The sequence below is a fragment of the Pontibacillus sp. ALD_SL1 genome (assembly GCF_017355605.1).
The window spans coordinates 2,837,620-2,860,530 of sequence record NZ_CP062974.1 but is presented as its reverse complement, the minus strand read 5'-3'; the positions used below and the strand labels follow the sequence as shown (position 1 = coordinate 2,860,530).

Genomic DNA, 22,911 nt, shown 5'->3' with positions numbered 1-22,911 from the left:
TAGTGAATGTGTTGTGTTACGCGTTCGGTGCATATTTAAGCTGATTCGCTTTTACTTCTCTATTTGTTTTCTCATGAAGTTTCTCAAATGGATAAACAAAAGCAGCGTAACCTACAAAGGATATGCCTAGCATAAACAAAACAAACGCTTCTGTACATTTAGATAAGAAAGTTAACATGTGATCACTCCGTTTCCCGTATTTGAACACTTTCTATATCATAAAATAGAAAGCGCTTCCAACCCAACAGCATTTTTACCTTTTTTAGGATGAAATTTCACCTTATTTAGTGATATAAGATCTTAGCAGGTGCTGAGAGTTAAAAAAGCATGCTTATCCTTATGGAAATACGGTTTTGCTTCGTATCGACAAAAACTTTCACTTTTTATTTGTTCGTGATAAGGTATACATTGATTATGGTAAGGAGGAAGGCAAGATGCGACTTCGGAACAAACCGTGGGCCGATGACTTCATGCATGAGAATAACCATGTTGTTGTAGAAGAGCCCTTTTCAAAAAAAGAAAATTGGAAAAATGAGTTTACAGAGGATCAGCCTCTTCATTTAGAAATTGGATCAGGTAAGGGTGCGTTTATATCTGGAATGGGTAAGCAGCATCCTGAGATCAATTTTATAGGTATAGAGAGAGTTAAGAGTGTAATTGTAGGTGCCCTTCGAAAAGTATTAGATGCAGACGTATCCAACGTCCGTCTCCTTAATGTAGACGCAAGTGATCTGAGAGATTTGTTTGGAGATAATGAAGTGGATCAAATTTATCTAAACTTCTCTGATCCATGGCCTAAATCACGCCATGAGAAACGCCGCTTAACGTTCCATACCTTTTTGGAACAATACGAAGCAGTTCTGAAACCAGGTGGTCAAATCGTTATGAAAACCGACAACCAACAGCTTTTTGAATACTCACTTATGAGTTTTTCCCAATATGGTTGTAAAATTGAAGAGGTTAACTTGGATCTTCATACGTTAGAAGACCCTTTGAATGTCATGACAGAATATGAAGAGAAGTTCTCAAATAAGGGGCAACCTATCTATCGTTGTCGTGTACGTTTTCCGGAAAAACTAACGGATTGATAACGTTTACATCAAACATTTCCTCTGTGTTAAACTATTGAAGTATGGAGGGGATGTTATGGAAACGTTACATGTTGGACGCGCAAAATTAACCTGGTTAAATGGTGGCGTGACACATTTAGATGGTGGAGCGATGTTTGGAGTTGTTCCAAAGCCTCTATGGAGCCGGAAATATCCACACAACGAAAAAAATCAAATAGAACTTAGGACAGATCCCATTCTGTTAGAAGTTGACGGAAAGAAGTACCTAATTGATGCTGGAATTGGGAAAGGTAAGATGACGGAAAAACAACTGAGAAATTTTGGTGTAGATGAAGAGTCATCCGTAGAGGATTCCCTTAAAGAATTAGGCTATCATACCAGTGAAATAGATGGAATTTTGATGACACATCTTCATTTTGACCATGCGTGTGGATTAACCAAATGGAAAGAAGATAAGTGGGTTCCTGCTTTCGAGAATGCTTTCATTTATACTTCATCTGTAGAATGGAATGAAATGAGATCTCCTAATATTCGTTCAAAGAATACATATTGGGAAGAGAACTGGAAGCCAATTGAGTCACAAGTTCATCCATTTAATGAATCTGTAGAGATTGCAGAAGGGTTATACATGATTCACACTGGTGGACATAGTGCGGGTCATAGCATCATAAAGTTTGCGGATGAGGAAGAACTTTTTATACATATGGCTGATATTATGCCCACACACGCTCATCAAAACGTGCTATGGGTATTAGCGTATGATGATTATCCTGTTACATCTGTTTATCAGAAGGAAGATTGGATGAAATACGGATATGAGCGTCAGGCTTGGTATACGTTTTATCATGATGCTTACTATAGAGCTATACAGTTTAACTGTGATGGAGAGATAGTGGATAAATTAAAAAGGGATCGTTAAACATGAAAAAGGTATCTCCTGTTTACGGAGATACCTTTTGTGTACGGTTTAGGCTACAACGCTAACGTCTAAAATAGTGCCTGTAACGGCATCCATATAGAATTCGTATTGCTTTGTCTGGCCATCAAGAGAGCGTGAGACTCCTCCGCGATATACTGTATAAGGGAGATCGTCACTTGAGAATTCCTCTGTCTTCATGTGGATCCAAGAGCCGCTAATAGGACCCTGGCGCTTGAAGGATTCCTTCGCGAGCTTAAGAGCCTTCTCAGGAGATAGTTGCTGTTTATCGCTTATCTGTTTCCAAGCAACAACACCGACTACTGTACCGATACCTAAAGCTAACAATGAACGTTTCAATTTCATTCCTAACACCTCTCTACTAAACGATTTATACTTAATAGTATAGACGAAAATGAGCAAAATAGAAAATAATAGGGTTAGATAGGTGGAAACAATTCAGAACATTCGTTAAAATGATGAAGAGATCAAGTGATAAAAAATTGGAGATGAATACATATGAATCAAGAAACGCTAGATTTATTCAAGACTTTAACTGAGCTACAAGGAGCTCCGGGAAATGAACATGCTGTCCGTTCTTTTATGAGAGGAGAGCTTGAGAAATACTCAGATGAGATTATACAAGACCGCTTAGGTGGCGTTTTTGGAGTGAAGAATGGTGATGGACCAAAAGTTATGGTTGCAGGACACATGGACGAGGTTGGCTTTATGGTGTCTCAGATCACTCCAAACGGAATGATTCGCTTTCAAACACTAGGCGGCTGGTGGAGCCAGGTACTATTAGCTCAACGAGTACAGATTATGACAGACAACGGTCCTATTACAGGGGTGATTGGTTCTATCCCTCCACACAACCTTACTCCTGAGCAACGCAAGAAACCTATGGAAATTAAGAATATGATGATTGACATTGGAGCAGACGATGCCGATGATGCTAAACAAATTGGCATTAAGCCAGGACAACAAATTGTGCCAATTTGCCCGTTCACTCCAATGGCGAACGAGAAGAAAATTTTAGCTAAAGCTTGGGATAATCGATATGGTTGCGGGCTTGCTGTGGAGCTTATGAAGGAACTTCAAAATGAAAAGCTTCCGAATCAGTTGTACTCTGGCGCTACGGTACAGGAAGAAGTAGGGTTGCGTGGTGCGCAAGTAGCTGCTAATATGATTCAACCAGATATTTTCTATGCACTTGATGCCTCTCCAGCAAATGATATGTCTGGAGATAAGAAAGAGTTCGGTCAGCTAGGTAAAGGAGCATTGCTTCGTATTTTTGATAGAACGATGGTGACGCATCGAGGAATCCGTGATTTTATTCTTGATACGGCTGAATCCAATGATATTCCGTATCAATACTTTATTTCACAAGGTGGGACAGATGCAGGTCGTGTTCATACTTCGAATGAAGGTGTTCCATCAGCTGTTGTTGGCATTTGTTCACGTTATATTCATACTTCCGCTTCCATGATTCACGTGGATGATTATGCAGCTGCCAAGGAACTGATTACGAAGCTAGTTCGAACAACTGATCAAAATACTCTTGAACAAATCAAACAAAACGGGTAACATGTTCAAAGGTTGTTCTCTTATAATAGATAGAACAACCTTTGATGCGTTAATATGTAGGTTTTTGATCCAAGAAAGGATGTAACGATGAAAATAATCGTTGGCTCTACCAACCCTGCAAAACTTGAAGCTGTGCAACAAATCTTTGATAATGATCAAGTGGACGGGATTGAAGTTTCCTCCAGGGTTTCCTCTCAGCCTTTTTGTGATGAAGAAACACTTGAAGGAGCGGTTAATCGTGCTAGAGAATGCGCCAAGACAGAGAAAGGTGTTGTAGGAATCGGTCTCGAAGGTGGCGTTATGGAGTTAGAGAATGACTTGTACCTATGTAACTGGGGAGCGTTAGTGGACTCTGATGAGAACACATTTGTAGCAGGTGGTGCAAGAATCCCTCTACCCGATTCAATTGCAAATGAGTTAAACAAAGGTAAAGAACTTGGCGAGGTAATAGATGATTATGCTAAGGGTGAAAATGTTCGTCACAATGAAGGGGCAATCGGTGTGTTTACAAACGAACTTGTGAACAGATCAGGTATGTTTGCTCACATTGTTCAACTATTAAAAGGTCAATACGAGTTTTATTATAGTAAAAAGGGCGATGCATAATCGCCCTTTTTTTGTATGTATTGGATTTGGGTATAATCATGCTCAGGTCCGTTCACCTCCCCAAGCATGCCCAAGCACTTACTACCATAACGGACCAGAAAGGTTGGGCCTATTCGAAAATGTACTCGATTACTTCTAAGGCTTGGTCGATGGTTTCGACGGTTACGTTGGCTTTGTTTGATAGTTCTTTGAGTGGATGGTGTAGGGATTCAGGGCGAATCAGTATAGTTGGGATGTCCTGATTGATTGCTGTAGCTGCATCCATTGCTGTATTCCACTGTTTGTATTTTTCTCCAAAAAGTGCAATGACAAGATCGGATTTATTTAGTAGTACTTTTGTTCGTAAGTTGTTAACACTTGAGGCAACGTCATCACGGTAAATGTTTCCTGGTTGTTCGCCTAGGATATCTTCTCCTATAGAATCCGAACGGTCATGGTTGGTTTGAGGACTTACAAACTGTACGGGTAAACCTTTTTCTTCAGCTTTCTTTTCTAAGTCTTTTCTCCAATCATCGTGAATTTGACCTGCTAAATACACGGTTAGTTTCATTAGTCTTTCCCCTCTCATTACTTTTATATATCACTATATAGTGTAGCACAAACGCTTTCATATGACAGTTTGCAAGTCTGAAATCTTTACTTGTCAAATTTGTATTCCATAGTATGATATGTATAGGAACTGTTGCTGAAGGAAGTAACGAGATTATTCAAGGAGAGAGTATGTGTGAAAGCTTTCAACCCTAAATGGCTATTAATGTTCTTGATTGGAATAGCTGTTGTTATTCTGCTAGGTTTGTTTGTTGGAGGTTTCTTTAAGTCAGAAGAAGCTGTCATTCAAGAAGCGAAACAAGCTGCTGAATCTTCATTAACTGTAGATGACTTGTCATTAAATACGGAGCTTGAGAACGTATCCATGTATTTACCAGAATCAATGGAGGTAGTTTCTAATTCTCCTAATAACATCCTCTTAGAATCTGATGAGAGACAGTTTATTCTTTTTTACAATCCTTTTGAAAAGAAAACGAGTAAGACGTTCTATCAGTCAGCAAAAGAAGACCAAAATATTCTTGTTGTCGAAGGATTTGAGAGTGATGAGGTATTTGGTTACATGAAAGTTGCGTCCATTGATGAAGATACCTATGAATTACAAGTTGGAGCAGGCGGCGTTAAGATGACGACCGAAACTGATTTAAATGCAATGGAAGAGGACGCCGGAAAAATGATGAAGGTCGTTCATTCAATTGTTCTATCAACATCAAACTAACGAACGTATGGAAAGGCTGGCCAAGAACATTTGGTCAGCTTTTTTTAACGCGGTCTATGATAAACACTACTATTATGTGCTTCAGTCCAGTCTATACGTTGCTAAACGCCCTTCCGCTTTTTTTTTAAAGCTGAGAGAATGTTTCCGTTTGCTTTAATTGAGTGTAAGGTGGGCCTGGAAACCACTCGCTTTCCTGTGGGGAGCTGGTGAGCCTCCTCAGCCGGCACGCCGGAACTAGACTGGCTCTTCTGCCCACGGGAGTCTCGCAGTTTCCAGGCCCACCTTTGCCATATAAGAGTGAACGAAAACATGCAATATAGGGTGATATCAGACTCCTGATACGAACTGCTGGGCCGTTCACCACATTAAAGCAAGGGCTTGCTCGGGGACTGCGAGACTCCCGCGGGGGAAGGAGCCTAGGGAAGACCCCACAGAGAGCGAAAGCGAACGAGGAGGCTTCCCAGCTCCCCGCAGGAAAGCGAGTTGTCCCCGAGCAAGCCCAACCACTCATCAAGCATAACGGTCCCTCCCAGCTAAAATATCTCAACTTCGAGCATTCCGTATAAGGGGGCTTATATGGAATGAATGAAAAATGAACAGAGCCTTGTTTTTAGTTGCTTTGGTTTTTGTGATTCGGTAAGATGTAAGCGATTGATACTATTGAGAGGCTGATGTGGAGTGAATAAGCTCAAAGCATTTTTGCACAAGAAAGGGGTAAGCCTTTCTTGGAAAGAGTATGTAATTACCGCCCTTAGTTATATGGCACTTGGTTTGTTCTCATCTTTAATTATTGGACTTATTATTAAAACAATTGGTGAACAAGTTGCACTTCCGGGTTCTGCTATGCTTGTGGAGATGGGAACGTTTGCTATGGATACAAAAGTTTGGGGAGGGGCGATTGGCGTCGCAATTGCCTATGGACTTAAAGCACCTCCCCTTGTTATGTTCACGGCTCTCTTTAGCGGTGCATTTGGGGCGAGCCTTGGTGGACCAGCTGGCGCCTATGTGGCCACCCTTTTGTCTGTTGAAGCTGGAAAGCTAATCAATAAAACAACGCGTTTAGACATCATATTAACGCCACTTGTCACGATTTTCGTAGGGTATGGGGTTGCTTCTGTAATTGGCCCCCCCGTAAATACCTTTATGGTAAGCTTTGGTGAGATCATTCAGTGGTCAACGGACCAGCGTCCTTTTATTATGGGAATGATCGTCGCGATTTTAATGGGATGGGCGTTGACAGCACCTATATCAAGCCTTGCGATCGCTCTGATGTTAGACATTAGTGGAATTGCAGCTGGTGCTGCGACAGTTGGATGCGCGGCACAGATGATTGGCTTTGCGACGATGAGTTATAGAGAGAACGGAATGGGCGGTTGGCTAGCTCAAGGGATTGGAACGTCTATGCTTCAAGTTGGGAATGTTTTAAAGAAACCGATTCTTATCCTCCCTCCTACAATTGCAGGAGCCATTTTAGCTCCTATTGCTACAGTGTGGTTGCAATTAGAAAACAATGCTCCAGGAGCTGGTATGGGTACTAGTGGCTTCGTAGGACAAATTATGACTTTTCAAGTATATGGATTTTCTTTTGATATACTAATTCAAATTTTGTTGTTGCATATTGTTGGTCCAGCCCTTATCACTTTGTTATTATCAGAGTGGTTTAGAAAAAAAGGTTGGATCCAATATGGTGATCTGACTATTGAGTACGAATAAGGAGTCGATCGAAATGAAACAATTAGAGTCTATGGAACAATATAAAGAGATTATCCAGGAAGATCAACAAACAATCCTTCTATTTTCTGCAACATGGTGCCCGGATTGTCGTGTTATTGAACCGTTTCTTCCAGAGTTAGAAGAAACGTATACAAATGTTCAGTTCTATTATGTAGACCGAGATGAATTTATTGATTTATGTGCAGACCTTTCTGTTTTTGGTATTCCTAGCTTCGTCGCTTTCAAAAATGGAGAAGAAACAGGTAGATTCGTAAGTAAAGATCGCAAGACCCGTGAGGAAATCGAAACATTTATCCAAGAGTTAGCTAAATAATGAGAGACAGGGCTGTTCTGGAAAACTTTCAGGGCAGCTCTTTCTTTCGAACAGAGCAGACTACATGGGGAAGGATAGAAACTTTTTTCCCTATCGAATTCATGCTAAAATAACAAACGTATATGTTTCCTTCATCATATAAAGGAGGAAGAATAATGAAGATGACGAGTATTAAAATGAAGAAGTTGTTAGAGTCTAGGTTACAGAATCCAGAATGGAAGACTCAATTCAACCGTGATAAAGATACATTCCGTGTAGAGTGGGCAGATACAAAACAAGGAATAGAAATATCTTTACCAGGCATTATTTCTAAGTATGAGCAAAAGAAAGATCAAGCTCTTGATGAACTAGAAGAACACATTCATGAAGCGTTACGCATTATGAATGAGAAACAGCAGTTATCTGGTAAAGAAAAGAGTATTTACCCTGTTGTCCGAGCTGCTTCTTTCCCGACGGAATCCAATGAAGGGGAAAAGCTTGTTACAGATGAACATACAGCAGAGACGCGTATTTATTATGCCTTAGATCTAGGAAAGTCGTACCGTTTAATCGACCATGCTATGTTACAAGAAGAGGGATTAGATCAAGAAAGAATTAGAGAAATCGCGCGCTTTAACCTTCGTTCTCTTGAGACGGGAATGAAACAAGATGAAGTCGCAGGGAACACATTTTATTTCTTATCCTCTAATGATGGCTATGATGCATCACGCATCTTAAATGAATCTTTATTAGAGCAAATGAAAGCTCAAAGTGTGGGAGAACTAGCTGTGGCTGTTCCTCATGGTGATGTGTGTATTTTCGCAGATATTCAGAATGCTTCTGGTTATGACATCTTAGCTCAGATGAATATGAAGTTCTTTGCAGAAGGTCGTGTACCGATCACATCGTTACCATTCCTTTATGAAGATAAAAACCTTGAACCTATCTTCGTTTTAGCTCAAAACAAACCGAAATCAGATTAATGGAATAGAAAGGGAGTCAAGTGAATGCAAGTATTTTATAACCGAGATGGAATTGGTGATGTGTTAATTATCCCAGTAGCACAAGGAGATCGTAATGAGGTTAAGCAAGAGCGCTTTGGCGATGTTGTGAAGATCTCTGATCAGTCAAATGGAAATCTATTAGGGTACAATATCTTTAACGCCTCTTCCTACGTAAATATCAACGAAAAAGGAGCCATCCAACTAACGGAAGAATGGCTTACAGCGATTCATGACATATTCCAAAAGAACGAACTAGCTGAAGAGTTAAACGTAGACCTTTCACCGAAATTCGTAGTTGGATATGTGAAAGAAAAAGAACAACATGAAAATGCTGATAAATTAAGCGTTTGCCAAGTAAACTTAGGGGATGAGACGGTTCAGATCGTGTGCGGAGCTCCAAACGTAGACGCTGGTCAAAAAGTAGTTGTAGCTAAAGTTGGGGCTGTGATGCCAGGTGGCATGGAAATTAAAGATGCTGAGCTTCGTGGTGTTCCATCGAGCGGTATGATTTGCTCTGCAAAAGAACTTGGCCTTCCGGATGCACCGAAAGAAAAAGGGATTCTTGTTCTTGAAGACACGTATGAAGTAGGACAACCTTTCGACTTAACGTGAGTGTTGCTGAAATGAATAGAAGACAAACAAAACGACCAGAGACGATCTCTGGTCGTTTTGTTCATCTGCAATACATGGTAAGGGAAAGTGCTTATGATCTTAGTCTGAAAAAAATGGTTCCATTTGAAAAGGCAGCCATTTCTCCCCCTTGAAAGAGGCTTAGGATACGAATAGTGTAGGGATATGTGCGCCTAAAGTAAGATTTTTAGAATCGGGCATTATGGCGCACTCAAATAGACGAAAAACTGTTAAAATAGGATTAATTCTAAAATTGAAAGAAAGAGTGAGGTTTCATGTGGAATAGAATGAAAAATTGGTTGCAGCAAATGCGACAAGAAGAGCAATCTCCAGGAGATCAACAGCCCCCATTTCCGCAAGAGGATGAAACGAAACATCAGAAGCAGCAAGGTCAACAAAGTCAGCAGCAATTTCAAACTAAGATGGTGTATCAATATCCGAAACAAGGTAATTTTCGCTTTCCTATGATTCCTGATAGCCAACAGAAACGAGAACCGCGGCAACGTAACACGGATTCTAAAAATGAACAGTCCAATCGCACTCAAAGTCAACGATCGAATTATGATTCATATAAATATTCTCAGGCTCAACAAAAGAAAGAATGGAGCAAAAAGGATACATACCAACCATCCTCCTTCGAACAAGGATCTCCATTCACACCAAGTAATGTTCCTTCTCCTATTTACGGGTATGGTAAAAGGGAAGGTCATTTCAGTGAGACGGTATTAGATGATCTGCCTTCTATTATGAAGAAAGCAGACGAAGACGACCGACTCTATGAATCTACATTAGCCAAAGTGTTGCCAGAAACACATCCTTCCAAGTCTATGATCCCTCTTACGCAAGAAGAAGAGGAAGAATTAGTATCTGTATCAGAAGATCAGGTAGCTGAGGAAGTGCAAGAGCCAGAAGAGGATAACGTTATTGGCTTATTCGATCACGATGAGCAGAATGAGAGTACACATGAAGAAGAATCCTTTTCCGAACAAGAACAAGAAGATGAAGATGTACCACCTACAATTATTATGTATGGATCTCGTGATACGGAATCAGACTCTCCAGACGAAGAGATCTTATCAAATGAAAAAGTTACTGACGATTCGGTAGTAGAAAATGAAAAAGGAACTGAAAAAGATACGCCCATAAGCGAATCAAAAAATAGTCATCTTCCTCCTTCCATGTTAGAAATGGATGAATCCTATGAGGAAGAGGGAGTTCCCTTAGTAGATGAAGAATTCGCTTACCAGGACGAGCATGTGCCTGAGGAGAAAGCAGTTAGTGATTCTGAAATAGGAGAGACAACTAGCGGCACGGAGGAAGAAGGAGCGAACGAAGGAATAGCAGAGTATGAAGCTTATTCCGAAGAGCCTGAAACGACATCTGGAGAGCAATTAGACAATAGCTCAGATCTTGATGATGTTTATACAGTTGATGAAACCTTTGATACAGATGAAGTTGAGGAGTCCTTCAATGAAACAGTGACGTTTAAAGACGAAGCTGAAGAGGAGCAACAAAGTGTAGACAACTTTGAATTTGAAACAAATGAGGCACAATCGGTTAATGAAACCCCTAATATGGATGGCCCTGAAGAGATGGTAACGGGTCAAACCCTTGAGGAAGAACCACTGAAACAAACGCAAGAATCATCCTTTGAAGAAAGAGATACTGAGGAAACACAAGAACAACCTACGAATAGCAAGGATGAGAGTGGAGCTGAAGAAGAGGTCGCAGACACCCAGGTTAGTGACAAAGAAAAGGTAGCAAGTGAGCAAACAGAACCAGAACGTCCTAAACGTAGAAGTCGTCCATTCAATGTCATTATGACGCCGCGAGATAAGAGACATCGTGATCAACAAAAGGCGGTCACACCGACTCAACCTAAACAAGTCGAAAAATCTCAGAAACAAGAAGAGGTAGTGGAAGAAGAGGTAGAGGTAAAAGAGAAAGCTCCTACTCAGTCGACAATTCCTCCTTACCACTTATTAAATGATCCGCCGAAGCGTATGGAAAGTGAAGATGAATGGATTGAAGAGCAAATGCAGTTGCTTGAAACAACGCTTCATAATTTTCATGTGAAGGCTAAAGTTGTTAATGCCATGAAGGGCCCGGCCGTGACGCGATTTGAAGTGCAACCTGAGCCGGGTGTGAAGGTAAGTAAGATCACAAACCTTTCTGATGACATTAAAATGAGCTTAGCTGCAAAGGATATAAGAATGGAAGCTCCGATCCCTGGTAAAAATGCGATTGGAATCGAAGTTCCGAACCAGAAGTCAGAAGCAGTTGGGCTTCAAGAAATCCTTGAAAGTGAGGCTTTCCAAGGGGAGTCTTCTCCTCTTTCAGTTGGATTAGGACTTGATATTGAGGGATCACCAATTGTGACAGACTTAAAGAAAATGCCTCACGGTTTAATAGCAGGAGCAACGGGTTCTGGTAAGAGTGTATGTATCAATACAATTTTGCTCAGTCTGTTATATAAGGCAAGCCATGAAGATGTTAAGTTTCTGTTAATCGATCCAAAGATGGTAGAGTTAGCTCCATATAATGAATTGCCACACTTAGTAGCACCTGTTATTACAGATGTGAAAGCAGCAACATCTGCCTTGAAATGGGCAGTAAAAGAGATGGAGCAGCGGTATGAGCGTTTTGTAGAAGAAGGCGTTCGCGATATTGATCGTTATAATGATAAGATAAAAGCCAAAGGCCGACTTAATGACAAAATGCCATATCTTGTTATTGTGATTGATGAGCTTGCCGACTTAATGATGATGTCTCCACAAGACGTTGAAGATGCTATTTGCCGAATCGCACAAAAAGCAAGAGCTTGTGGAATTCACTTATTATTAGCAACCCAAAGACCTTCAGTAGATGTCATTACAGGACTTATTAAAGCGAATATTCCAACACGTGTTGCATTTAGTGTATCCTCTCAAGTGGACTCAAGAACAATAGTTGATTCAGCAGGTGCTGAAAAGCTGTTAGGTCGTGGAGATATGCTATTCTTAGAAAATGGAGCAGGAAAAACAAAACGAATTCAAGGCGCATTTGTATCAGACGAGGAAATTGAGCGGATTACTAACCATGTGAAGAAGATTGCCTCTCCAAACTATTTATTTGAACAAGAAGAGCTGATGCAACAGCCTAACTTTGAAGAAGCTGAAGATGATTTGTTTGAAGAAGCGGTTCAGTTTGTTATTGATCAAAATGGCGCAAGTGCTTCTCTTCTGCAAAGACGTTTCAAAGTAGGTTATAATCGTGCTGCACGCCTAATTGATACGATGGAGGAGAAAGGCATAATCTCTGAATCTAAAGGCAGTAAACCTCGTGACGTTTATATGGATCATGCTGGGTTTGAAGAGTTACGACGTGATCATGAATAAATTCCCAATCTCATATAAAACTTGTCGAAATCCAAGGAATTTTATACTATAAGAAGATGGATGCTATACGAGGAGAATGACCATAAGAGGGGTTACAAAGTTATGAAAGAAATTGAAAAAAAGATGAACGGCGAAATCAAACGTCTTACGAATCATACGTTTAAATTTGACGAACGTATTCGAGAGGGTTGGTTCTCCGCTGTTTACTTTTTAAAAACACGTGATATTGTTGAAAGCACACTTCCAGACAACTATATCACTATGCAGTTTTTCCAAAAAGATGACGCAGTACTATGTGGTACAGACGAAGCCATTGCGCTGATCCATACATTTGCTGACCACCCGGAAGAGTTAGTGATTCATTCATTGAAGGATGGCGACCGTGTGAAGCCTTTTGAAACAGTCTTAACCATTACTGGCCCATATCAGTATTTTGGGTATCTAGAGGGGATCGTTGACGGAATTCTTTCTCGCCGAACGTCGGTATCCACGAACGTATATAACGTGGTAAAAGCTGCGCGTGCTTCAGGCAAGCAAAAGCCTGTTATCTTTATGGGGGATCGTGATGATCACTACACCCAACAGGCTGGAGATGGCTACGCAGCTTATATCGGAGGTTCAACTGCCCAGGCGACTCACGCTATGAATGAGTGGTGGGGGAAAGAAGGTATGGGAACTATGCCTCACGCCTTAATCCAAATGTTCCAAGGTGACATTGTAGCAGCAGCTAAAGCGTATCATAAGCAATTTCCTAATGATGAGCTTACAGCACTCGTGGACTACAACAACGATGTCATTACAGATTCACTTAAAGTCGCAAGGGAGTTCGGAGACGAACTAAAAGGTGTACGAGTAGATACATCTAGAGCTCTTGTCGATAAGTATTTCCTGAGAAATCAACACCTTATGGGTACATTTGACCCAAGAGGCGTGAATCCTGAGTTAATTTTTGCCCTTCGTAAGGCACTAGATGCAGAAGGATTCCAGCATGTGAAGATTGTAGTAAGCGGTGGCTTCACTGAAGAGCGCATTCGTGAATTCGAGAAACTTAAAGTTCCTGTAGATATTTATGGAGTAGGTAGTAGCTTATTGAAAATGAATACATCCTTCACGGGTGATAATGTCATGATCAATGGCAAGCCGGAAGCTAAAGATGGAAGACGATACCGTCCGAACCCACGCTTAGAAAAAGTTGAATATTACAATCCTGAAGACTGACACTTTGTTGTCAGTCTTTTTCTTTGAATTTCTCTATTCCATATAAGAGCCCTCACATAGAATAGAGAAACTGAGACACTTTTGTGTAGATAGGGCCGTTACGTTTGATGAGTGCTTGGGGAAGTTTTTCCCCCTGTTTAGGTTTGTGGGGGCTTAAAGGTGGGAATATAAGAAAGCGGTTCATATGTACTAAGAGAAAAAACTTGGAAACGTTGTGGGGTTTACTAACGGTTTTTGTCGAATTGATTCACGTCTACACACTGTTTTGTTATAATAGGGGGAGACGTGAAAGTTAAAGTAAATTAGGCGCAAGTTGAGCTTGAATACATATACTAAGAAACAGAAATGACTGTAAATTTGTGGAGGTTCTATCTATATGACAACTTACCATTTTGTTGGTATTAAAGGTACCGGGATGAGTGCACTAGCACAAATCCTTCATGATGCGGGGGAGAATGTACAAGGTTCTGATATTGAGAAGCGTTTTTTCACACAAGAAGTGCTTGAAGCGAAGAACATTCCGATTCTGCCTTTTTCAAAAGAAAATATCAAAGACAACTTAACGGTCATTGCCGGAAATGCATTTGGAGATGATCACGAAGAAATCAAGGCAGCGGAAGAATTGGGTTTGCCTTTATTCCGTTATCATGAATTTCTTGGAGAATGGTTACAGAATTACACAAGTATTGCTGTAACAGGTGCGCATGGTAAGACCTCGACTACAGGTTTGCTTGCCCACGTATTAAGCAACATTAAGCCTACGTCGTTCTTAATCGGTGACGGAACAGGAGTGGGTCATGAAGATGGAGAGTACTTTGTATTCGAAGCTTGTGAATACCGCAGGCACTTCTTGGCTTACGAGCCGGATTATGCGATTATGACAAATATTGATTTTGATCATCCGGATTATTTTACAAGCCTTGATGACGTCGTAGATGCCTTTCAGCAAATGGCTTACCAAGTGAAAAAGGGTATCATCGCATGTGGCGATGATGATCAGTTACAAGAGATCCAGGCTAAAGTACCTGTCGTGTACTATGGCTTAGGTGATAGTAACGACTTTCAGGCTTCTAATATTTCTGAAGATGAAAATGGTACTACATTTGACGTTTTTGTTCGTAACACGTATTACAACACATACACGATCCCTGGATACGGGAACCATCATGTATTAAATGCACTCTCAGTTATTGCACTATGCCAATATGAAGGGATTCCTTCAGATGATATTAAGCATATCTCAAACTTTAAAGGTGTTAAGCGTCGCTTTACAGAGAAGAAGCACAATGATCAAGTAGTTATTGATGATTACGCTCACCATCCACGTGAGATCTTAGCAACGATTGAATCAGCGAAGAAGAAATATCCGAAGAAGGACGTTGTAGCGATCTTCCAACCTCACACTTACACGAGAACGCGCATGTTCCTGCAAGAGTTCGCAGATAGCTTAAAAGAAGCTGATTTCGTGTACCTTTGCGACATCTTTGGATCTGCTCGCGAAGAGTCGGGTAATTTATCGATTAACGACCTTCAAGAGAAGATTGAAGCTTCGCGTCTATTGGAATTAAATGAAACAGCTGTTTTAAAAGAGCATGGTGATAGTGTGCTGATCTTCATGGGCGCTGGGGATATTCAGAAATTCCAAGAGGCTTATGAGAATGAATAATATATAATACATTTTGCCTTCTTATTTAAGAGGGCGGGTTTGTTCTAGAAAAGAATAAATACTAGTAAAACGCGTAGGAGAGTCTCCTACGCGTTTTTATGATGATTAGAGCGAATACAAAACTGCTTCTCCGAATTCAACGTAGTTTCGAATGAAAATCAAATAACTACGACTTTAAATTCTCAGGATTTAAAGCCTCTAAATCAGGAACCACAAACCTTCCATCTTTACGAATCAGCACGTCATCAAAATAAATTTCTCCACCACCGTATTCAGTACGCTGGATCATAACCATATCCCAGTGTATGGCTGAGTCGTTACCGTTTGGTGCTTCGTCGTAGCACTGACCTGGGGTGAAGTGGAAGCTTCCATCGATTTTCTCATCAAAGAGGATGTCTTTCATTGGGTGAAGAATATAAGGGTTCACACCAATTGCAAACTCTCCAATATAGCGAGCGCCTTCGTCTGTGTTGAAGATTTCGTTGATTCGTTCCGTATCGTTTGCTGTTGCATCAACGATCTTTCCGTCTTTAAATGTAAGGAACACGTCTTCGAAAGTGAAACCATTGTATGGAGATGGTGTGTTATAGTGAAGGGTTCCGTTAACAGAGTCTTTCACTGGCGCTGTGTAGACTTCCCCATCTGGGAGATTTAAGTGACCGGCACATTTAACATTCGGTATGCCTTTAATAGAGAACTCTAAGTCTGTGTTTGGCCCTGTAATTCGAACGCGGTCTGTTTCTTCCATACGTTTTACTAATGAGTCCATAGCCTGGTCCATCTTTTTGTAATCTAGAGTACAGACATTGAAGTAAAAGTCTTCAAATTGCTCGGTGCTCATGTTTGCTAATTGAGCCATAGAAGCATTTGGGTAGCGGAGCACGCACCACTTCGTCTTTGGGACACGAATTTCTCTATGTACTTTCTGTCCAACTGTTTGGTTGTATAGCTTCATGTTCTCTGCAGGTACATCCGAAAGCTCGGAGATATTCTCGCCAGAGCGTATGGCTACATATGCATCCATTTGGGTCATTAAAGAAGCCTCTTGTTCTGCTTGCAAGTGGAGCTGTTCTTCAGTCGCATTCTTTAATAAAGAACGCTGTACTTTTGGGTCTTTCACGTTCACAAAGGGTTGACCTTCTGCTTTATATGCTTCCTCAATAAGAGAGGAAACCAGCTCTTGTTGAAGGCCTGTATTTTCTATAAGTACTTTTTCACCTTTTTGTAGATCGATAGAGTAATGAATAATTTGTTGTGCTAGTTGTTGCAGTCTTGGATCGCGCATAACAATTCCTCCTTTTCTATTCATATGATACAGAAATTTCTAGCTAAAAAAAAGAAATGAGTTGCAGGAGTTTCTTCAAAAAAAGAGAATACTATAAAATAATCCCAATCTGTAATTCGACACGTTTATACGGACTAGTAAAAGGGAAGACGATTAACTATACTACATTTTAAAGGGGTGAATCAGGGCATTATGATCATCATACTATATATCGCAGCACTAATCTTCGCTATTGCATTTGCTGTTTTAGTTATTTACATATCCAAAACTCTAAAGTCAGCTCGTAAAACGCTAGAAAACGTTGCGTCCACAATGGGCGGCTTAGAGAAGCAAATGGAAGGCATTACAACTGAAACAACATCATTATTACAGAAGACCAATCACCTAGCAGAGGATATTGGAGAAAAGACTCAAAAATTGAATACATTAGTAGACGGCGTCAAGGGGATTGGGGATTCTGTTCATGAGTTTAATCAATCACTGCACACGATGTCGAACAATTTAAAGCATACAGCTGACCAGAATAAAGACAATGCTGCTCAGGCCATGAAGTGGGGTCAGGTCGGTATTGATCTCTATAAAAAGTGGAAAAAAGAAAAACCACAAGATGAAAAAGCAGTACAATAATTTTATTTTATTAGGAGGAATAGAGTATGGCACAAGATCAGAACCAGAACAAAAATCAAAACGAGAACATTAACAGTAAAGATTTCATGATAGGCACACTAATTGGTGGCATCGTAGGAGCTTCTGCAGCCCTTTTATTTGCTCCTAAGTCTGGAAGAGAAGTAAGAGATGATCTAAACCAAAAGTCAGGATACGTTCGTGAACGTGCCGGCGAATGGAAAGATGTCGCGTACCAAAAGGGAACAGAATGGAAAGACCGTGCTGTAGAAACATCTTCTCAGTGGTCTCAAAATGTTTCTGAGAAGTCTCAGGACCTTAGTTCTCGAGTGAAAACGAAAGTCGGCGAATTCCGCAATACAAATGATGAAGCTGAACAAGCTGCTGAGGAAGTAGCTGAAGCCATTGAAGAGGCGGCGGAAGAGCTTGAAAGACAACAAGAAACAACGACGACTACTACCACTTACTAAACAAGGTGGTTAAACGAATAATTTTGGGAAAAAGTTGCTAGTATGCTACATTGATACTAGCAACTTTTTTGTTGTCATGAAGATCCTTTTTCGAGGTGGGTCTTAAATAGAGGAGGATGATTGACGTTGGCTGTAACGCTTTTACAGAACTACAATGAGCTAAAAGAGAAATTAGCCCAACACGAACGAGTGATGTTGTTAAAGCATAGTTTGACTTGTCCTATTAGCTCTGGGGCAAAACAAGCATACGAAAGCTATTCTTCAGAAACGGAAACTCCAATGTTTATGCTAAATATACAAGAATCAAGAGAGTTCTCCAATCAAATAGCAGAAGCATTTGGTGTGAAACATGAGTCTCCGCAGGTACTGTTGTTTAACAGAGACAAAGTAACGTGGAATACTTCTCATTGGCACATTAAAGAAGAAGCGTTGGCAAAAGCTGATCAATAAATGAAGAGACTGATCATATAAGTTCTCTTATTACGAAAACAAGGATGAAACCATTATGGTTTCATCCTTGTTTTTTCAATTCTTTACTTCCCTAAGCCACTGTAATTCGAGTCGATCACCAGAATGGATGGGTTCAAAGAAAGTGGCTTCTTGTTCATTTCGATATATTTTAAAGTTTCTTCCTTTTGTTAGATCGATATCCACATGGCGAAATACATCTTGAAAGATAAAGTTCAAAGAATTAGTTTCTTTTAACTCTAAGTTTTGCCCTGGATAGATAAGGTCACTCGCCTTAAGAGGCTCCTCGTTTTTTGTGAGTATGTTTATAGGTTTGTGAAGTGTCAGTTTTCTGTTGTTAAAGAACACTTCTATAGAATTGTTTGTTGGTGCGTTCAGGTGCTTTAGAAGGGCTTGTGCTTCTATAGGATAATGTTTGCTCGTCGTCAGTTGGTCTCCGTCTTGTAAAGTAGATTCTGGGTGAACCTCTTTCTTGTTTTTTAACATCGTTATTCTATGAGGAGCAATTCTATGTTCTTTGGTGTTAACTGTGATATCAAATGGTTCTGTTTCTTCAAGCATCCATTCTTGGCCAATGGATTGAAGGAAAGACTGAACTGTATGGTGCGTCTCTAATACTACCTGGTCACGGTCTTGAACAATGTAGGTTAGCATCTGCTTCTTTCCGTTTACGTGAAGGGCGGGTTGGATTTGATGATTTTGCCCATTCATGGTTATCGTAAAATGAGGGAGTTCTCCCAGGAGATCTTTTAATGTGACATCTGGAGAGGTCCCATCTTCTCCTTTAGTAACGCTTAGTATATCTCCGTTTTGAATAGTGTCATTCAGAGAACAAGGCTGTTGATTTTTCAATATAACCGGTGCTGTACCATGTTCTCCTTTTAAGGTGAGTTGATTTCCATTTAAAAGGATTAATTTGGCCATACCCGGACGACCGAATAGTTTCTTGATCTCAATACCGGCTGCCAAAAGGCAATCACCGATTGTTAGCGTTTTGATATCAAAGAGGCGAATCGTCCGATCGTTGACGGTGATACTAATGTATTGCACAGGGGTTTGATTGGATGAAATCGCTATACCGATTGGTGTGACATAAGCCGGTCCTGTCGGTAAATTTTCCGTTTTCTTTAAGGACTGAATCGCATCAATTCCTCTAACCGCTACACGGTTTTCTGGGATATCGAGCATACGCGCAAGATTTCTCGGTAAATCAGGTGTTAAGCTACCTCCACCAACTAACATCACAGCTTTAGGAGCTTTATGATTTAAGAGAAGGATTTCATCTCGTATGGCTATACTTAGCTTTTCGATTGCAGGGTCAATGGCTTCTGCTAAATCGTTATAGGTAACAGTCGTTTCAAATCCAAGTATATCTGTAATCGTTGTTTCTTGATGGGTGCTAATATCTCTTTTGGCTTTTTCAGCTAAAGGAAAGTCAAGTAAGTAATGGTCACTAATGGCTTCTGTAATTTCATCCCCCGCTACAGGGACCATACCGTATGCTGTGACGGTTCCTGAGTCAGTAATGGCAATATCACTCGTTCCAGCACCAATGTCCACAAGAGCCACATTTAAGCGCCTCATGGAAGGTGGGATGAGAACATTAATAGCCGCGATCGGCTCTAGTGTGAGAGCTTCCATTTCCAATGCACCTCTATGTAAAGCCGCAATTAACGATTCGACAACAACTTTAGGTAAAAATGTAGCAATAACTTCTACCGTTACTTGTTCTCCTTGTTGATCAATTAGAGAACCTAATTCTTGGCCATCCAGATGATAGCGTAAAACGGAATACCCCACGCAATAGTAATGAGTACTTTGCATTTCGGCTTCTTCTTTCGCTAATTCATATTGAGCCTGTTGCACAGCACTTAATTCTAAATGGGTAACATCTTCATCATCGATAATGGGCTTTCCACTTACAGACTGGTAAATACTTGTCCGTTTCGTCTTTAAAGCTCTACCTGCTGCAGCTACGCATACTTTATGTAAGGGGCCATGCTTTTCCTCTAAAATATATTTAACGGATGCGATCGTTTCTGAGACGGATCGTACATCATGGATTTGACCATCAACCATTGCTCGTTCATTGTGTTCTTTTGAAACAAGATCAATCACTTCGTAGTCATTAGTTGTTTTTTCTAATAGTAATCCAACGACAGATCTTGTTCCAATATCAAGCGCGAAGATGCGTTCTTTCAATTTTCTCGACCCCTTTAACAAAATTCTTCACTAAAAATGTTGAAAATCCCCGTGACAATTAAAATAATATTAGCTATAATGATGTCTAATTATTATGAATTTATCATAATTTCATCTTTCTAAACAAATTGGAGGCGTATGAGTTGAGTAATGAAGAATTAGACCAGTTAAGACAAGAGTTAGACACATTAAATTTAGACATTCTAGATTTAATTAATAAAAGAGCTGAGATCGCGCATCAAATTGGACAGGTGAAGAAAAAACAAGGAATGAATCGTTTTGATCCCGTGCGTGAACGCGCGATGTTAGATGCGATTACGGACCACAATGAAGGTCCTTTCGAACATTCCACAGTTGAGAAATTATTCAAAGAAATCTTCAAAGCAAGCCTTGAGCTTCAAGAAGATGATCACCGTAAAGCGCTTCTTGTTTCACGTAAGAAGAAGCCAGAAGATACGGTTGTTACAGTTCGAGGTGAAGAAATTGGGATTGGTGATCCGTCCTTCATCACGGGGCCTTGTGCAGTTGAGAGCTACGAGCAAGTTGCTAAAGTAGCAGAAGCAGTGAAAGCACAAGGATTGAAGCTACTTCGCGGAGGAGCTTTCAAACCTCGTTCATCCCCTTATGATTTCCAAGGACTTGGGCTTGAAGGTTTGAAAATATTGAAACAAGTTGCCGATGAATATGACTTAGGTGTCGTAAGTGAAATTGTTAATCCAGCCGATATTGAAACGGCGGTTGAGTACATTGATGTCATTCAAATCGGAGCACGTAATATGCAGAACTTTGAACTGCTAAAAGCAGCAGGTTCAGTTGATAAGCCCGTACTACTGAAACGTGGCTTATCCGCAACGATCTCAGAGTTTGTGAACGCTGCTGAATACATCATATCACGAGGTAATGAAAACATCATTCTATGTGAACGAGGTATTCGAACGTACGAGAAAGCGACGCGTAACACGCTTGATATTTCTGCTGTACCGATCTTGAAGCAAGAGACTCACTTGCCTGTAATGGTAGACGTAACACACTCTACAGGACGTCGTGATCTTCTTCTCCCTACAGCAAAAGCAGCGATTGCAGTTGGCGCAGATGGGATAATGGCAGAAGTCCACCCTGACCCGGCGGTAGCATTGTCTGATGCAGCGCAGCAAATGGATATTGAAACATTTAATCAATTTATGAAAGAATTGAAATAGATTCTTGCATAAAAAGACAATTTAATCTATATTTTAAAGAGGAAAAGTACGCCAACAATTTGTTGGCGTATTCTTTTTCTGTAAAAAAATATGTATATAATGTTCACTATTTACTACAACTATTCTGTACATATGAGTTGTTTTTGAATAAATGGTGAATACTGCATATAAAAGCATGAATATGGTCGATTTATTGCGCTCTCATTAGCAGTGTCGTATGATAATGAAGAGAGAGAATGAGGGAAATAAAGATAGAGGCGTAACTTTGAGGAGGTTATAAGGAATGAATGTAACAATATACGATGTGGCACGAGAAGCCAATGTTTCCATGGCTACAGTTTCTCGTGTAGTCAATGGAAATCCAAATGTGAAACCTGCCACAAGGAAGAAAGTTTTAGATGCCATTGAGCGATTAGGATATCGCCCTAATGCGGTGGCTCGAGGCTTAGCTAGTAAAAAGACAACTACAGTAGGTGTAATCATCCCAGATATTTCAAGCATTTTCTTTGCTGAATTAGCTCGAGGTATTGAGGATATTGCGACGATGTATAACTATAACATCATCTTAAGCAACTCAGATCAAAATAAAGAGAAAGAAATTCACCTCATTAACTCAATGTTAGGTAAGCAAGTAGACGGACTTGTATTCATGGGTGGAAAAATTACCGAAGATCACGTAAGAGAGTTCCAAAATGCGTCAGTCCCGGTTGTACTAGCTGCTACTGTAGATGAAACCCAATCTGTCCCATCTGTTAATATTAATTATGAAGAAGCATCGTATGAAGCGACTAAAACGTTATTCGGTAAAGGTAATGAGCATGTAGCCTTCATCTCAGGCCCGCTTGAAACGAATATTAACGATCAGAAACTTTCAGGTTACTACCGTGCAATCGAAGAACAAGGTAAATCTTATGGAGATCGTTATGTCATCCGAGGTGATTACACGTACGATAGTGGTATTGAAGCTCTTGATCAACTGATTAACATGGAAGAGCGCCCAAGTGCCGTGTTCGTAGCATCTGATGAAATGGCGCTTGGTGTCATTCATGGAGCCCAAGATAAAGGACTTCGTGTGCCTGAGGATGTAGAAGTGTTTGGCTTTGATAATACACGATTAGCGACAATGGTACGGCCGACACTATCTACCGTTGTACAACCGATGTATGATATTGGTGCTGTGTCCATGCGTCTATTGACGAAATATATGAATAACGAAAAAGTTGAAGAACAAAATGTAATTCTTCCACACCGAAATATTGAAAGAAACTCAACAAAATCATAAATATGTCGATATAAAAA

23 protein-coding genes are annotated in these 22,911 nt (G+C 40.4%); 18 read left to right on the top strand and 5 right to left on the bottom strand.

The window, feature by feature from the left end; all coding sequences use genetic code 11:
* Positions 1-16: 16 nt before the first annotated feature.
* Entirely contained in the window at positions 17-178 is a 162-nt protein-coding gene (locus IMZ31_RS14510) for a hypothetical protein (protein WP_207528021.1), read from the bottom strand.
* Positions 179-434: 256 nt separating this feature from the next.
* Here IMZ31_RS14510 and trmB point away from each other — a divergent pair, with 256 nt between their 5' ends.
* Together trmB and IMZ31_RS14500 are read left to right on the top strand one after the other, a co-directional pair.
* The gene (gene trmB / locus IMZ31_RS14505) at positions 435-1,088 is read left to right on the top strand and encodes a tRNA (guanosine(46)-N7)-methyltransferase TrmB (RefSeq protein ID WP_207528020.1); all 654 of its coding nucleotides are present in this window, start codon (positions 435-437) and stop codon (positions 1,086-1,088) included.
* Between the two features lie 58 nt (positions 1,089-1,146).
* Positions 1,147-1,989, top strand: coding sequence for a YtnP family quorum-quenching lactonase (locus tag IMZ31_RS14500; protein WP_207528019.1), 843 nt, complete (start codon positions 1,147-1,149; stop codon positions 1,987-1,989).
* Between the two features lie 48 nt (positions 1,990-2,037).
* Here IMZ31_RS14500 and IMZ31_RS14495 read toward each other — a convergent pair whose 3' ends face one another.
* Entirely contained in the window at positions 2,038-2,352 is a 315-nt protein-coding gene (locus tag IMZ31_RS14495; protein WP_036786534.1) for a PepSY domain-containing protein, read from the bottom strand.
* A 153-nt stretch (positions 2,353-2,505) separates the two neighbouring features.
* On the opposite strand from IMZ31_RS14495, the gene IMZ31_RS14490 reads away from it, so the two are divergent.
* Entirely contained in the window at positions 2,506-3,573 is a 1,068-nt protein-coding gene (locus tag IMZ31_RS14490; protein WP_207528018.1) for a M42 family metallopeptidase, read from the top strand.
* Between the two features lie 87 nt (positions 3,574-3,660).
* Complete coding sequence (locus tag IMZ31_RS14485) at positions 3,661-4,179, top strand: DUF84 family protein (protein ID WP_207528017.1); 519 nt, start codon at positions 3,661-3,663, stop codon at positions 4,177-4,179.
* A gap of 109 nt (positions 4,180-4,288) precedes the next feature.
* On the opposite strand, the gene IMZ31_RS14480 is transcribed toward IMZ31_RS14485, so the two are convergent.
* Positions 4,289-4,729 (bottom strand): YtoQ family protein, encoded by a 441-nt coding sequence (locus tag IMZ31_RS14480; protein WP_188654502.1) that lies wholly within the window; start codon positions 4,727-4,729, stop codon positions 4,289-4,291.
* 174 nt (positions 4,730-4,903) lie between these two features.
* On the opposite strand from IMZ31_RS14480, the gene IMZ31_RS14475 reads away from it, so the two are divergent.
* The 9 genes from IMZ31_RS14475 to murC all read left to right on the top strand — a co-directional run bounded on the left by IMZ31_RS14475 (position 4,904) and on the right by murC (position 15,364).
* The gene (locus IMZ31_RS14475) at positions 4,904-5,443 is read left to right on the top strand and encodes a hypothetical protein (RefSeq protein WP_207528016.1); all 540 of its coding nucleotides are present in this window, start codon (positions 4,904-4,906) and stop codon (positions 5,441-5,443) included.
* Positions 5,444-6,121: 678 nt separating this feature from the next.
* Positions 6,122-7,156, top strand: a complete 1,035-nt coding sequence (locus tag IMZ31_RS14470) for a PTS sugar transporter subunit IIC (RefSeq protein WP_242705572.1) — start codon at positions 6,122-6,124, stop codon at positions 7,154-7,156.
* Positions 7,157-7,169: 13 nt separating this feature from the next.
* Positions 7,170-7,490, top strand: a complete 321-nt coding sequence (locus IMZ31_RS14465) for a thioredoxin family protein (RefSeq protein WP_207528015.1) — start codon at positions 7,170-7,172, stop codon at positions 7,488-7,490.
* A gap of 155 nt (positions 7,491-7,645) precedes the next feature.
* Positions 7,646-8,452 carry a DUF1444 domain-containing protein gene (locus tag IMZ31_RS14460; RefSeq protein WP_036786521.1) on the top strand — a complete coding sequence of 269 codons (807 nt, stop codon included), beginning with the start codon at positions 7,646-7,648 and terminating at the stop codon, positions 8,450-8,452.
* A 24-nt stretch (positions 8,453-8,476) separates the two neighbouring features.
* Complete coding sequence (ytpR, locus tag IMZ31_RS14455; RefSeq protein WP_207528014.1) at positions 8,477-9,085, top strand: YtpR family tRNA-binding protein; 609 nt, start codon at positions 8,477-8,479, stop codon at positions 9,083-9,085.
* An 11-nt stretch (positions 9,086-9,096) separates the two neighbouring features.
* On the top strand, positions 9,097-9,237 hold the full coding sequence (locus IMZ31_RS14450) for a hypothetical protein (protein ID WP_207528013.1): 141 nt from the start codon (positions 9,097-9,099) through the stop codon (positions 9,235-9,237).
* A gap of 153 nt (positions 9,238-9,390) precedes the next feature.
* On the top strand, positions 9,391-12,480 hold the full coding sequence (locus IMZ31_RS14445) for a DNA translocase FtsK (protein WP_242705571.1): 3,090 nt from the start codon (positions 9,391-9,393) through the stop codon (positions 12,478-12,480).
* 102 nt (positions 12,481-12,582) lie between these two features.
* A complete protein-coding gene (locus IMZ31_RS14440) occupies positions 12,583-13,698 on the top strand; it encodes a nicotinate phosphoribosyltransferase (RefSeq protein ID WP_207528011.1) in 1,116 nt (371 codons plus the stop codon).
* A gap of 376 nt (positions 13,699-14,074) precedes the next feature.
* Positions 14,075-15,364, top strand: a complete 1,290-nt coding sequence (gene murC / locus IMZ31_RS14435; protein WP_207528010.1) for a UDP-N-acetylmuramate--L-alanine ligase — start codon at positions 14,075-14,077, stop codon at positions 15,362-15,364.
* Positions 15,365-15,530: 166 nt separating this feature from the next.
* Here the strand turns inward: murC and IMZ31_RS14430 are convergent, their stop codons facing one another.
* Positions 15,531-16,649, bottom strand: coding sequence for an aminopeptidase (locus IMZ31_RS14430; RefSeq protein ID WP_207528009.1), 1,119 nt, complete (start codon positions 16,647-16,649; stop codon positions 15,531-15,533).
* Between the two features lie 192 nt (positions 16,650-16,841).
* Between IMZ31_RS14430 and IMZ31_RS14425 the strand changes: the two genes are divergently transcribed.
* The 3 genes from IMZ31_RS14425 to ytxJ all read left to right on the top strand — a co-directional run bounded on the left by IMZ31_RS14425 (position 16,842) and on the right by ytxJ (position 18,193).
* Positions 16,842-17,276, top strand: a complete 435-nt coding sequence (locus IMZ31_RS14425) for a DUF948 domain-containing protein (RefSeq protein ID WP_036786511.1) — start codon at positions 16,842-16,844, stop codon at positions 17,274-17,276.
* A 26-nt stretch (positions 17,277-17,302) separates the two neighbouring features.
* Complete coding sequence (locus IMZ31_RS14420) at positions 17,303-17,743, top strand: YtxH domain-containing protein (protein WP_036786509.1); 441 nt, start codon at positions 17,303-17,305, stop codon at positions 17,741-17,743.
* Between the two features lie 126 nt (positions 17,744-17,869).
* The gene (gene ytxJ, locus IMZ31_RS14415) at positions 17,870-18,193 is read left to right on the top strand and encodes a bacillithiol system redox-active protein YtxJ (RefSeq protein WP_207528008.1); all 324 of its coding nucleotides are present in this window, start codon (positions 17,870-17,872) and stop codon (positions 18,191-18,193) included.
* A gap of 75 nt (positions 18,194-18,268) precedes the next feature.
* On the opposite strand, the gene IMZ31_RS14410 is transcribed toward ytxJ, so the two are convergent.
* Positions 18,269-20,413 (bottom strand): cell division protein FtsA, encoded by a 2,145-nt coding sequence (locus IMZ31_RS14410; RefSeq protein ID WP_207528007.1) that lies wholly within the window; start codon positions 20,411-20,413, stop codon positions 18,269-18,271.
* 143 nt (positions 20,414-20,556) lie between these two features.
* Here IMZ31_RS14410 and IMZ31_RS14405 point away from each other — a divergent pair, with 143 nt between their 5' ends.
* Positions 20,557-21,612: a bifunctional 3-deoxy-7-phosphoheptulonate synthase/chorismate mutase gene (locus IMZ31_RS14405; protein WP_036786502.1), complete on the top strand. Its 1,056-nt coding sequence runs from the start codon at positions 20,557-20,559 to the stop codon at positions 21,610-21,612.
* Between the two features lie 283 nt (positions 21,613-21,895).
* The gene (gene ccpA, locus IMZ31_RS14400; protein ID WP_207528006.1) at positions 21,896-22,894 is read left to right on the top strand and encodes a catabolite control protein A; all 999 of its coding nucleotides are present in this window, start codon (positions 21,896-21,898) and stop codon (positions 22,892-22,894) included.
* Positions 22,895-22,911: the final 17 nt, after the last annotated feature.